Consider the following 13,707-nt stretch of genomic DNA (forward strand, 5'->3'; position numbering starts at 1 on the left):
AAGTCGTCCACGCCCCAAAGTCAATTCTCATTGTGAGGATGGGGTACATCACTACTGCCCGCAACCAACTATAACCTTGCGCGGTCCACAGTGGATTCGGGCATAGTTGAATGTTAGACAATCTCGGGCATTCGCGCCATAGTGCTTGGGATTTCATAGGGGTGGGGGTGGGGATTCCAGGGAGCATCAGGCTGGATGTGCCACACGAACTTCGCTTGTGAGTTCGTAGTCCGGCCTTTAGGCGGAAGTTGGTAACCCGATCGCGGTCCAGTCGATATGCTACGAACTTCCGCCTAAAGGCCGTACTACGAACTCACTTCATCCGTGTTTCCCTACTTCGCTACGACGGTCATCTCCACTGGCTTCGTCTTATCCTCGACCGTCGGGTTGTAGTACTCGTACACCCGTGAAGAGAAGGTCTGGGCTCGCACCGGGAATTTGGCTCGGAGCTTAAACGAGAAGTCCATCCGCTGTCTCGCGTTCAAACCGTCAAAGTAGAGGATAACCTGCTTGGCGGTGATCGTGTACTTCTCGAGCTTGCCGCCGTTCTTGTCGCGAGTTGAATCCACCAACGCAGCGAAGTCTTCCCCCGATGGTTCGAAGCCCGGCGGAATTCCAAGGTCAACCATGATCATCTTGGCTTTTGCCGGCGTGTTGTTCTGGACTTTCACTTTCGCTGTCGCTGTTTCGTCTTGCGCCAACCGCGTGCGGTCGTAGCTCACGTCGATCGTGAGAGGCTCGCGCGGGCCGGCGTCCACTCGCCGACCCCACGGAACGTAGTAGCGCCCGATGATCTGATACTGCATGCTTCCCTTCCCTGCGAACGAAAGGCTTACGCGATGCGCTCCCTCGTGCGTGTAAGCCTTGAGGTCAACGAGGTGCAACAGGTCGTTGTTGTCTTTGGTGATCTGCACGCGTTCGACCGCTTTGCCGTCAATCGACACCTCGACCGTTCCGGCGGTGTCCGCGTTCGTTCCTTTTGTGAACGACAGCAGGAACGCCTTCAATGAAAGAATAGTCGCCTGCGTAGTCTGCCAGTTCCCGAACGCGTCTTTCTTTTCGGTCAGGTAGTCGAGCGCCTTCTTCGCAAGCCCGCTCTTTTGGCCGCTCTTGAGCAACGCCTGCGCGGCAAGCGCAGTCGTTTCAAGATCAGCCGAATCATTTCGCGCAGATGTTGGGGTCTCCCCTTCCTGTTTCCAGTAAGCCGTCTTCGGTCCCTCGGTTGCACGCGCCGCAAGAGTGTTGATCGCGGCTTCTGTCCACGCTTTGTCTTTGCCGTAGTCCGCCGCAAAGTTCGCGATCACCGCGAGCGTGTAGACATCTTCCTTGCCCGTTATGTGCGAGGCGACGAACTGCTTCGCCTTCTCGACTGCTTCACTCTTGTAGCCCGAAGCCGCAAGCGCCCACCCGATGTACGCGGTGATACGCACGACGTCTGTGTTGTAGCGATTCGTCGCGCCTTCGTTGATGAAGTAAGTGTCCGGCTTAAAGCTGCCGTCGGGCTGTTGCTGTGAGACCAGCCAGTTCTGCGTGCGATCGATCAATCGCTGATCGACTTCGTGCACTCGCGACATATCGGAGAACTGCATCAAGCCGTAAGAAGTGAGTATCTTGTTCGCTGGCGCCTGACCGAACCACGAGAAACCGCCGCCCGGCACCTCAAACGTCACCAGCCGCTGATAGCCGAGTGAGATGAAGCCTTCGGCCTTTGCTTGAATCTCGGGCGTGATCTTCTTGCTGGTCTTCAGGTAGTCCATCACCAGAATATTCGGATAAGTCGAGGACGAAGTCTGCTCGAAGCAGCCGCCCGGCATCTGCAAGATCGAATCGAGTCCCTCGACTACCTGCGACAGCGCGCCGGGATAAAGCTTCACGAAGATCTTCGATGCATCGGCTATCGCGCCGGCGGGAATCACTACGTCCTTGGTCACCGCTCCTTCGAGTCGTTCGTTGACGACAACCGCGTGCTCTTCGCCGTTGGGAAGCACGGTGACCGAGCGCGCCACTGCGTCGCCCGGTTGATTGGCTGCCGCGTCCACGAGCCGCGCGGTGACTTGCAACTGCTGCTCGCCGATCTTGGAAGCCTTCACGCGGAAGGAAGCCGCGGTCACTTCGCCTGCGCCGACTTCGACTTGCTTGTTGGCGTTGTCGTTGTCGAGTGCGAACCAGGGGTCTTGTCTCAACTCGAGCGAGACTCGTTGGGCCTTTGGCAGATAGTTGTAGACTGCGACCGGCACCGAAACGACGTCACCTTCAGTGAGCGAGACCGGTAGATCCAGATCGACGAAGAAATCCTGAAACACGCGAATGGGAGCGGTCGATGAGCCGAGCGCCCCGCGCGCGGTTGAAGCCAGCGAAGTGACTCGCCAGGTCGTGATCGAATCGGCCATCGGAACGTGAATCGAAGCGCGCCCCTGTCCGTCGGTGATCAGCGACGGATTCGTGTAGAGCGTTTCAGGAAAGAAGCTTCGCACGCGAGGCTCGGCTCCAGCAGCCTGTTTCTCATCTCGATCACCGCCAGGCGCGACCACCTTGCTTGGTGAGGGTTCGGCCCTCGGCGCAACTACGCCTGCCGGCATATCAGCTAAGCGCGCGGCGTCTTTCCGCACTGCGAACTCCAATATCGCTTCCGGCCTGCCCCCTGCTCTTCCAATTGCCTGGCCGAACTCACCGCTGTAATTCAAATAAGCGGTCAGAGTGACAGGCGTGATGCCGCGCGATTCAAGCACAGCTTCAACGACTCCTCGCGCGCCCGCGTTAAGCGAAAGCGTCCTGTAAACGGTAGGCTGATACGATTCGCTCTCGAAGACCACCTGATAACTTCCCGGCGCGAGATTCGGTATCGTGAAACGTCCGCTCGCATCCGTGTACACCGAAATGGTCATACCGTTTGCGACTCGCCGCGACGACACCTTCACGCCGGCAATCGCGTTGGCGTCTTTGTCTTTGACTGTACCTTCGACTGCAGCGCGTCCCCCTGCAATCGCGTCGCTGTGCACGGTCGCTCGGCCCTTGAACTGCCCGTAGCGATTCGCATTAGTCTGCGGTTTGCGCTGCGCATAGACCTGAAAACTGATGTCATCGGCAGTCCCCGCGCGGCGGTCCGGTCCCATCGAGCGAAGAGTCAAATACGAGTTAGCATTTGTAGTGAATCTCCCGTCGCCGACCAGCGGATTTCCCCAGGAGTCTTCGAGTATCCTGCTCTGCGCGTTCCCTTCCGAGGCGAATAACTGCAGATCGCGATTGAAGCCCGAAGGCGCAGCCTCGTGATGCTCGTAGTAACCGCTCATCGCGCGAGCTATCGTCTGTGCTTTTTCGTTGAGCCGTCCGGCGTATAGCGCGAGATACTGGCCGCGCTTCGCTTGTATTGCTTCGCGGCCAAACTCCGCTCGAACATCTTTGTCGCTCACCGTTCCCGCCGCCGCGAGCAACACCTGGGCAGCGCGCTCGCGTCGTGCAATCTGCGCAGGCTTCTCTCCCTCAAAGTCATCGAGCAGCACTTTATCAAAAGAGAATTGATGAACTTCATATCGAGGGGTCAGCAACTGTTTCTCGAGATACATGAACACTTTCTCGAAGCCCGGCTGCTTATCGGAAAGGGCGAACACTGCTTCGTCGACGATCTCGACGCCGAGCGCCGCCGATACCGGCCGGCCCGCCTGGTCGGTGACGCGAAAGTTGACGCAGGCTTCCTCGCCGGGTTTGTAGCTCTCTTGCTCAGCGGAAACTTCGACTTTCAAATCATCAGCGGGATCGACGTAGACGAGGCGGCGATCTGAAATCGGATCGGCGTCCGAGGTAATTTGATATGCCCGAACTTCGATCGTTCCGAACATCGCCGGCGTTAGATCGAGCGATAAATCTCCGCGCCCGCCGGATATGTCGATAGCTCGCGTGATCAGCGTCTGCCCATCCTTCACTACGTCGATGTAAACAGCGCCCCGTTTCCTGGTAGAAATAGTTTCCAGTCGAAGCTTATCTCCGATCTTGTAAACGGCCTGGTTGGTGCGAAGCATCAGGCTCTGAGTTTGACTCGCGCTATCGAGCTTCACGTCTGCTTGTGCGGCGCGCCCTCGCGCATCCACGGCTTTCAGATTGAGCACGACCGGGTCGTTGCCCGCGCGAAGTGTAATCGTCGCGACTCCGCTCGCGTCGGTCTGGATGCGCGATGGAGTAATGTTTCCAGTGACAGTTGCCGGAGCAGGCGTTCCATCGGGGTAAGAAGTCAGAATATAAACCCGGTTCTCAAGCCCCGGAAGCAACCGCCCGCTTTCAGGGACTGCCATTATCAGGATAGGCGTTCTTGAAACAAGAACGTTACGCGACTTTGTTTCGGTGTGTTGCGCAGTATCTTTGACTTCGACAGCGATGGAAACTGGGGCGCTGCCTTGCTGAGTCGAGCGGCCGGCAAAGAAATCGGGCAGCTTGGATGAAAACGGAAAGTGACCCTCGGCGTCGGTCTTGCCATTGGCTTGTCCAAGCTCGACCGCTTGCACGTCAAAAGTTGTGACCTTCACCGTGACTTCAGCATTGGCGAGCGGCTTGCCGAACAAGTATCGCGCAGTGATCTTCCCCTTCACCGTCTCGCCCGGCGAGTAGTAGCTGGCCTGCTGCCTGGCCGCGTCGTTGCTCAGCTCGACTTCCACCTTAAACTTTGGCAGAACGTAACGGTCTACGGTGACGGTCTTCTCCTGCATGGAAGCGGCCTCGTTATCGCCGAGGATCGCGCGGATGTGATAAGGCCCGAAGTTGACTTCGTCGGCGAGCTCGAAGTCCGCCGAGGCGATGCCGAAGCGGTCGGTGCGATCACGTTTCTTGAAGACCTTGTTCCCTTTGCCGTCTTCGACCTCGAGCGTGATCGGCTGCTCCGCTGCCGCTGCGTGAGTCGGCCCATCGAGCGCGAGCGCCCGCAGATGGATCGTCTGACCCGGCTGGTAGAGCGGCTTGTCGGTGGTGAGCAGTATGCGATCCCGGCGTTCGAGTTGAATCGGTTGATTGGCCGTGACAGTGCCGAGTGGCGTGTCAGCCGTAACTCGCAACTGCCGTGAGCCGTAGCTTCCAGCAGGCAGGGTAAAGGACACTTGAGCGGTGCCCAGCGCGTCGGTTCGCCCTGTGAAAAGCGTGGTAGAGCGATCGCCGTCCATAAGCTCGAGCTTCACCCGGCTGTCGCGAAGCGGGTTGCCGGCTTTCGAATCGGACGTGATTACTCGCACCGACGCCGTTGATCCGGCGGCGTAAGCCCGTTGCGCGAAGATGCGAACTACCGGTATGCGAAGTATTTCCGAAAGCGAAACGATCTTTGACGAATCGCCGGTGTTGATCTTCAAGCGATCCCACGCCAGATCTTCGAGCGCCAGGCTCTTATCGAGAGGGATCGTTACTCTCGAGGCGCGATTATCTGAGGACGATATGGATCGAACGGCCCTGGCAACAAGCTTGTCGTTCGCATCGAGTATCTCGAGGCTCAACGTCTGGTTGCGAGCCGTGGTTTCTTGATTGGGCACGAACACTTCAAGCGAGCCGTTGCGATAAATGGCGGCAAGCTCGTTGTCGTCGGCGAACACTTCATCGCGCGGCGCGATCGTCAGCAAGAGCGTCGCAACGGCGACGCAGATCAACACCAGGGCAGTTCTCGACCATCTGTTCTGTTTCACGAAACTCATTGGGCACACCTCCGGATACAATCTTCATTTTCATGCGCTTGGACCTTCAGTCGGCGCACGTGTTCTTTGTGACGCTCTTTTATTGGGGACTTCTCTTTACGGGCTGCTCGGCAATTACTAAACCGCGATAGTAGAACGGCAGGCTAGAAATCTCTTGCGGCAGATTTCCAGATGAGCCTTTTGCGTCTCTGCGTCCGTCTTTGCGTCTTTGCGCGAAACGGACCTGGTACGAAAACAAGTTTCACGCGAAACGGACCTTTACGAAAACAAGTTTCGCGCAAAGACGCAAAGGTCCGCAAAGAACGCCAAGAGTCACTCTGGTTCTCGTCTACTTATCCTGTCCATCCGGTGTTTGATCGGCCTTCTTCTGCACGGTTTTGATGTCGTTGAAATTCAAGATAGCGTTGAACAGCATGTTGAACTCGCCAAAGTTCTGCCATCGATAGCAAGGGTTCGTGGAAAACAGCAGCACGCGGCCACGGCCCACCGGAACATCAACAATCGCCGGCCGGTTACGAATCTCGCTCGCGCCCTTCATCAACCCGCTCAACACCGAGCTATCGCCGCCCGGAAATCGCATCAACACCTGACTGCCGCGATCGCGCTCGGGCACTTGAAGCAACGGCCCGTTTGCGAACCTCACCGGGACTGTCTTCTGCGAGTACCCGTAGAAAAGCGGATGCGCCGCCTGAAGAATCTCGGCTTCGACGATTGGCCCCGGCCCGTAAAACTGTGGCGATGTTCTGCCTGCGTCGATCGTTCGAGTGAGGCCGAACTCCGGCGGGAAGAAACTCGCGCTGCCCAGGGTGATCAACAGACCGCCGGCATTAATGAATTTCTCGAACTCCGCAACGCCCGCGATGCCCATGCCTCCGGTGATGTCTTCGGACTCGCCGTACATCCCAAGATTCTTGAACCGCTCGGTCTTTGTGTACGCGATGGGCCTGGCTTTGGGCTCGAGATCATAGACCAGTCCCTTCCCGCCGCGTCCTTGATTGGGCACAACGATCACATCATACGAAGCGCGCAAGTCACCTTTCTTAACGCGCTCCTTGTAGATCAGATCGAAAGGCGCTTCGAACTTGTCCAACGCATAACGCACCCAGCCAACCTCCTGGGTGTTGCCCCAGGTGCTGTAGATCGCCAGCCGCGGGAGATCCGATTCGTGCCTGGGCACGTCAGGGATTCTCGAGAGCGCGGCTGCGGTCAATCCAAGCGGCTCGACCGCAGCTTTGACTCGCGCTTGAACATCTTTGCCGCTCTGGTTGGCAGGCACGATGAACGACCCCGCCGGGAACTCGGTGTTGCCGTCTTTGAACGCCTGCTCGACGGTTTCCACTTTGAGGTCTTTCAGTCGATAGCGCAGAGTGATCATGTTGTTAGAGCCGAAGTGCGCGATCACATAAGCAGTCGCTGTTTGGCCGGCAGCGACAGTTCCCTTGATCTCGAGCTTGTCGACAGGTTGGACGACGATGTCCAAAATCGTTTTGTCCGCGATCTCTTTCACCTCGGCGTGACTCATCAAGCCCATGGTCCAACCGGTGTCGTCATAGGTCCGAAGGTTCTGATCGGGAAAATCCTGCTTCTCGAGAAGGATCTTTGCCAGCCTGCCATAAGGCTGATCGCGTTTGATGACCAGCGAGCCGGCAGAAAAGGTCCCTTCGTTCACTTTGAGCTCGGCGGCCGCGCGGCCAATCTCGATACCCTGGATACGAAGCGTGTTGACGAGCCGCGCAACGCGGGTCATATCGAGCTGACCCGCCGGAATGACATAACCGAACGGCGCGTCTTTCTTACCGGACTCGATCGAGTTGCGGCTCTTGCGATAGAAGTTTTCGAGGATGACTCCTGGAAACGACGCAGTGAGCTGAAGCGCAGACAGCACGCCGGTCTCCATGTAGTTCGTGTTGTTGCGCATCGACCAGACCACTTCTTTATACGGCGGCAGCGGGCGATACCATTCGCGGGTGGTAGGGCTGATGCGTCCGCCGCCGGTCGCCTCTCCCGAATCCACTTTGCGCTTCATCGTATTCGCGCCCGCGTTACCGAACGTTTCGTACATTCGCAGCATGCCGTTGTGATTCGAAGACATGAATCCGAGATAACCGGGCGACCACATGTCCACGAAAGCGTGCGTCCATACGCCGGGCATTCCGTACTTGATCATCTGGGTCATCTCGAAGTTCGAAAACCACGGCAACTCACCGTACAGGATCGGATCGAGCGTCGGGTTCTGCGGCGCCTGCCCGCTGAAGGTGTACAAAAACGGCACCGACTCGTGAAGCTCGTGCATGATCGGCGGGTGCCACTGTAGATACCAGTCGATCAGCGTTCGCATCGTCACTTGCGAGTAATTGATGTCGCGGTTGTTGTCGTGAAAGATGTACTTGCCCCAGTAAGGCGGCCCGCCCAGGCTATCTTGTTCGGTCTTCTCATCGATCTTGTAGCGGTAGTACCAATCGACGTAGCGGTCGCGGCCATCGGGTTCGGCAATCGGCGTGATGGTGACGATCACATTGTCCCGAATCTGGTTGATCACCGGCGAGTCTTCGACGGCGAGTCGATATGCGAGCTCCATGAGCATTTCGGGTGGGCCGGTCTCCCCGCTGTGAAGCCCGCCCATAACGTGATAGATCGGCTTCGCTTTCGCGATTACTTCGCGAGCCTGGCCGTCGGTGAGTTTGCGCGGGTCCGCAAGCTGGGCGAGGTAAGCGCGATACTGGTCGATGTTCTTGATCGACTCCTCGGAGCCGACCGCCACGACCACGCACTCACGTCCCTCATCGGTGGTGCCGATCGAGAAAACCTTTACGCGCGCCGTCTTGGCGGCGAGCGCGCGATAGTAGTTCAGCGCTTCCGCATGATAGGTGAGCTTGCCGGGCGCCCCTATGTGATGGCCGAGCACGTCTTTTGGCGAGGGTATCCCTGAAACTTTGGGCAGGTGATCGACGAGCGGGCTCATGAATTCAGGTTTCGTCGTCCACTCTTTGACGGAACGGGCAAAGTCTTCGTCTTGTGTCTGAGGTTTTGACTGCTGAGCGGAGCTTACCACGCTGAGCAATATCAAGGCCGTCAGGATGGATAGCCCTCGCGGGTGAAAGCGGAAAGCGTGCATCGTTGGGTCTCCTTTTAGAAAGTTCGTAGTACGGCCTTTAGGCGGAAGTTTGTACGTGGTCACAGTCCGGCCATTGTGCTACAAACTTCCGCCTAAAGGCCGTAATACGAACTCAAGAACTCGCGGCGCTGAACTCGCCGTGAGTTTTATCATCTTTGCCGGTTTCTCGCCAGAACCGGACGGTTCTTGGAACAAAACCACATGCAAAGCCGCTGCGATTGTGGTTCAATCTCAAGACAGCAGAATCGAGGCAGGCTGCTTGAGGTTCAATTCATTGCCTGCGTGATGCCCACACTCGAGCGATTCTGGTAAGCGATCAAAAGAGAACTCGAGAAGAGTTTAATAGTATTCATGGGGAACTGCTAAAACCGCCGCTGGAGCACACGAACCAAAAAAGGAACGGCCCCTGTTCTTTGTGTGTCTTTGTGGCCATTTCTTAATTGGAGGAAGAGACTATGCCAGAAGTAACCAAGCACGCGCCCGGATCTTTCTGCTGGATTGAGCTCAACACCAGCGATTCGGCTGCGGCAAAGAAGTTCTATTGCGGTTTGTTTGATTGGCAGGCGGAGGACACGCCGGCAGGTCCGGATATGGTCTACACGATGCTCAGAATTAGAGGCCTCGAAGTTGGGGCAATGTGCGATTTGCAGCCGGAGCACAAAGCTCACGGCGTACCGCCCCACTGGATGACGTACATTGCGGTCGAGAGCGCCGACGACGCGGCAAAGAAGGCAGCTTCCCTTGGAGGCAACGTGATGGCCGATGCGTTCGACGTTATGGATGTCGGACGAATGGCGATTGTTCAAGACCCGCAAGGCGCTACCTTCTGCGTGTGGCAGGCGAAGGCGCACATTGGCGCAAAGCTTGTCGGCGAGGTCGGCACGTTTGGCTGGGATGAGCTTTGGACGACTGACCGGAAGAAGGCTGCCGAGTTCTACAAGGGACTGTTCGGCTGGGCATCCAAAGAGGGCGACATGGGGGAGGCTGGAGTCTACGTCGAGTGGAGCAACGCCGGTCAGTCGATCGGCGGGATGATGGAGATCAGGCCGGAGATGGGACCGGTCCCGCCCAACTGGCTTCCATACTTCATGGTGGAAGACTGCAATGCCAGCGCAGACAAAGCTACGGCGTCAGGCGGAAAGCTATTCGTGCCGCCGACCGACATTCCGAACGTCGGAAGGTTCGCGGTGATTGGCGACCCGCAAGGCGCGATGTTCGCGATCATCAAGCTAACGGGCCACGCGCAGTAGTCGAAGGAGAGTTCGGAGTTCAAGCTTCAACTTGTCCCTGGCGATCGTGGACAAGCGAGAGCTTGAACTCCGAACTCTAATCTCTAATCGGCCCTCGTTATGATGCCCGACGGTCCAGAGGCGAATGAGGTTTCTTCTCACTCCATCAGTCCGATTGGGAAGTGCGACGTACGATTTTCACGGTTCGATCGTAGTAGTCTATTGAAAGCAGGCAATCGCTCAACATTTGACCTCCGAGAAGAGCTTCGGTGATCTGGTGGCTGACGGCTACAGGCACGTCGATTCGCTCGTTGAACCAATCGATCTCAACAAAATAAACCACTGCCGTGAAAGTTTGACCCGTGGCAGTAAGAAAATTCTGGAAGCCTTCAAAGGCATCGGAGAGATCAATCGCAAAGCCAGTCGGCACGATCAGCCAACCGGCAAACCCAGTGTCAATCAGGATTTCTGCCTGTCCAAATCCCAGATCGAGCTGAATTGCTGGTTCACCCGTCGCGTTGAAGTAGCCGTCGAGTTGCATTACCGTCGCGGTGACATAATTCGGTAGGTGTAATCTGAGCCAACGCGCAGGAAGTATAGAGGCCCAATACGTCCGGCGTCTCGGGCGCGATGAGTGGCATCTATTTCATTCGTTCCCAGGAAGTAATCTCCGCTTTCAGGAGCGATCGCTACGATCTCTCCGGTATGCTCTGGCTCAAGAATCGGTGCTAGTTTGTCTCGATAGATCTGCTTCGCGCGCTCGACGAACTGCTCAATTTCTTGCTGGCTCCATTGTACCGTGCTTGTTGACATCTGTGCGAATCTTAGCCCGCGGCGCGCTAAATAACAACAAACTTCACGATTGCTCGTCGCGCGCTCGCGGAACGGTCGTCCCGCGAGCGCGCCTCAACGCATTACTTCTGCGAAGTGCCTGCGTCCACCGGAGCACCCTTGCCTTTCCGGCTGTGCTTGTCGAACCACGCCATCAGGTAAAGCTGCTGCAGCAACTGATGCGACGGGCGACGCCAGCCGTGATACTCATCGGGCATCCGCACCAGCAGTGTTTCCTTCTTCAGCATCTTCAAGGCGCGATAGAACTCCTCGCTTTGCCGCATCGGCGTTCGCAAGTCAGCCTCCCCGGTCATCACCATAGTCGGCGTCTTCACGTTCGCGACATAGTGCAGCGGCGAACGCACTGCGTAGAGCATCGGGTCTTCCCACGGATACTTTTCGAACTGGTTGTACCAGGCCGGGCCGTCCGTAGTCCCGACGAAGGAATGCCAGTTGATCACCGGTCTCATCGACACCGCAGCCGCAAAGCGATCCGTCTTGCCGACTATCCACGCAGTCAACACGCCGCCGCCGCTGCCGCCGCAGACGAACAGGTTCTTATCGTCGATCCACCCTTTCGCAATCGCCGCGTCAACGCCCGCCATCAAATCGTCGTAGTCCTTGCCCGGATACGAATACTGAATCCCATTGACGAAGTCCTGGCCGTAGCCGGTCGAACCTCGCGGATTCATGAACAGCACACCGTAGCCGTTTGCCGAGAAGTTCTGGAACGCCCAACTGAACGCTACCGAGTACATCGACCACGGGCCGCCGTGAATCCACAACACCATTGGGTACTTCTTAGCCGGATCGAAATCCACCGGCTTGATCAGCCACCCCTGCACCTTCAAACCGTCTTTCGAGCTGACCCATAGCTCTTCAGCGTCGCCGAGCCTGACGCCCGCAAGAACGTCTTCGTTGACATCGACGAGCTTCTTCACATTCGCAGGGTCTTTCATGTTGAAGGTGACCAGCGTGCCGGGCTCTTTGAAGCTCGACCGCACCCCGGCTACTTGTCCGTTGTTCGCCATCGAGTAGCCTTCAAGGACGGAAACGCCCTGGGTGCCCTGTCGAATCTTTCCATCAACTGAGACAAAATAGATGTGCGACGAACCCTTCTCCTCCATGTCGTAGTACGCGCCCGACCCGTCGATTGCCCAGCGCACTCCGCGCGGAGAACTTGGAAGGTTCCCAGCCCACAGTTTCTTGTTTCCGCCGGCGTTGTCCATCAAGTAGAGGCTTGCAACATGATTGGTATAGTTCTTTTCGTCGTAGCCGGTGTATGCGATCCAGCGGCCATCGGGTGAAACCTGCGGACCGCCGTCCGGACCCTTGCGGTCGGTCAGCGGTTTGACATCGAGAGTCTTCAGATCGACGGCGTAGATTTCGCTGTCGCCGCGCAAGTACTCGGCATCCGGCTTTCGAATCGAGGAGACATAGATCGTTTTTCCGTCGGCCGACCACTCGGGCCCGTTGTGATTGTACTTGCCGGAGGTGACTTGGCGAGGCGTGCCTCCAAGCACCGAGTCGATGGTGTATATCTGCGTGTTGCCCATCGGCAACGGACCTCGTCCATCGGCGGCCCAGGCCAGGCGGTTTACCAGCACGGCCGGCTTGGCCCACTGCGCGTTGCGGGGCCGCTCGGGCAGCTTCACTGCGAGGATTGGATCGTTGTCAGGCTCAAAAGCGGTGAAGGCGATCCACTTGCCGTCGGGCGACCAATTGATTCCTCCAGGCGCTTGCTCGAGATGAGTGAGTTGCGAAGCCTCACGCGTGTCGACCCAAAGGATGTGCAATTGGTTGGTGCCGTCGCGGTCCGAAAGAAAGGCGATGCGCTTGCCGTCGGGGGACCAGACCGGCTGACTGTCTCGCCAGTTGCCGGTGGTCAGCTCGCGCGTTCGAGTGCCGTCCACGTCGACGATCCAGAGGTTGCTCACACGTTCGTCTTTGACCTTGTCGACCCACGAGCGAGTGAAAACTATCTGCTTGCCGTCGGGAGAGATCGCCGGACCCGCGACGCTCTCCATATTCATGAAGGTCTCTTTGTCGAGCGTGCCTTTGTCGGCTGGACCTTTCCTGGCCTGAGCGAATGCGCCCAGACACATTGAAACCAGAAAAAGCCCCATCAAGCTGGAGCGAAAAAGCTTTCTCATCATGGTAATCCTCATGGGTGATCCTCCTGCGCGACCCCTGGAAACTCGAGCGAGTCTGCTGCTTTGAATTCGTTATGTAGGTGAGTGCCGATTTCTTCCACTGCGGCTAGGCCACGATATTGGGTTGCGGGTTTAGAGTCAAGTCGCAAGGGGCTTTGACTTCACATTGCGGCGAGGAGGTATACTGACGATCCGATGAACGCGAGAACGAGGCTGCCGAAACTAGTCAACTCAAGACGTCTAACCCACTTGCCCGATCTTGTCACGGCCGCCCTCTCATTTAGCCACTTCGGATCATTCAAAACCTTCATGAGCTCCTCCGGTTCAAGTCCTACTTCCGCAGTTCTGATCCTCTGAAGCTGAAGATCGAATACTCTGCCAATCGTGTATTCCAAGTCTTTCACTGCTGCCTCATCAACAAAAAAATGAGCGATCACAGCGGCGAGTGCGGAAAACAACCAGGGTATTAGGAGGAACGTTAGTTCGCATCGCGTTGGGGCTCTGTGGAGAACGCCCTCCGAATAGGCTTTCATGTTGATGACAGCGAACCCATCGATAGCTACAATCCATACAAACCTCGTCAACGAAGAGTTGCGCAGTTGGGCCGAAGAGTCCTGGACTCTAGACAACATCTCTGTATAGCTCTGAAGAATACCTATGGTGAAACTATCCATACTTACCCACCGGTTTCGGTAGTCGTAACGCGGATACCCATC

Annotated in this window: 7 protein-coding genes; 1 reads left to right on the forward strand and 6 read right to left on the reverse strand. The window is 57.0% G+C overall.

All coding sequences use genetic code 11. The features are described 5' to 3' along the window. Nucleotides 1-332: 332 nt before the first annotated feature. Both AABO57_05890 and AABO57_05895 read right to left on the reverse strand, forming a co-directional pair. The gene (locus AABO57_05890; protein MEK6285253.1) at nucleotides 333-5,663 is read right to left on the reverse strand and encodes an MG2 domain-containing protein; all 5,331 of its coding nucleotides are present in this window, start codon (nucleotides 5,661-5,663) and stop codon (nucleotides 333-335) included. Between the two features lie 328 nt (nucleotides 5,664-5,991). Next, the gene (locus tag AABO57_05895; protein MEK6285254.1) at nucleotides 5,992-8,778 is read right to left on the reverse strand and encodes a M14 family zinc carboxypeptidase; all 2,787 of its coding nucleotides are present in this window, start codon (nucleotides 8,776-8,778) and stop codon (nucleotides 5,992-5,994) included. A 455-nt stretch (nucleotides 8,779-9,233) separates the two neighbouring features. Between AABO57_05895 and AABO57_05900 the strand changes: the two genes are divergently transcribed. After that, nucleotides 9,234-10,028 (forward strand): VOC family protein, encoded by a 795-nt coding sequence (locus tag AABO57_05900; protein MEK6285255.1) that lies wholly within the window; start codon nucleotides 9,234-9,236, stop codon nucleotides 10,026-10,028. Nucleotides 10,029-10,173: 145 nt separating this feature from the next. Here the strand turns inward: AABO57_05900 and AABO57_05905 are convergent, their stop codons facing one another. The 4 genes from AABO57_05905 to AABO57_05920 all read right to left on the reverse strand — a co-directional run bounded on the left by AABO57_05905 (nucleotide 10,174) and on the right by AABO57_05920 (nucleotide 13,665). Further along, on the reverse strand, nucleotides 10,174-10,548 hold the full coding sequence (locus AABO57_05905) for a hypothetical protein (GenBank protein MEK6285256.1): 375 nt from the start codon (nucleotides 10,546-10,548) through the stop codon (nucleotides 10,174-10,176). Continuing rightward, complete coding sequence (locus tag AABO57_05910; GenBank protein ID MEK6285257.1) at nucleotides 10,548-10,820, reverse strand: hypothetical protein; 273 nt, start codon at nucleotides 10,818-10,820, stop codon at nucleotides 10,548-10,550. The genes AABO57_05905 and AABO57_05910 overlap by 1 nt, the downstream gene beginning before the upstream one ends. 101 nt (nucleotides 10,821-10,921) lie before the next feature. Beyond that, nucleotides 10,922-12,994, reverse strand: coding sequence for a S9 family peptidase (locus AABO57_05915; GenBank protein ID MEK6285258.1), 2,073 nt, complete (start codon nucleotides 12,992-12,994; stop codon nucleotides 10,922-10,924). A 158-nt stretch (nucleotides 12,995-13,152) separates the two neighbouring features. Continuing rightward, the gene (locus AABO57_05920) at nucleotides 13,153-13,665 is read right to left on the reverse strand and encodes a hypothetical protein (protein MEK6285259.1); all 513 of its coding nucleotides are present in this window, start codon (nucleotides 13,663-13,665) and stop codon (nucleotides 13,153-13,155) included. Between the last annotated feature and the right edge of the window lie 42 nt (nucleotides 13,666-13,707).

The organism is Acidobacteriota bacterium (assembly GCA_038040445.1).
In the GTDB taxonomy this organism is placed as follows: Bacteria; Acidobacteriota; Blastocatellia; order UBA7656; family UBA7656; genus Onstottus_A; species Onstottus_A frigus.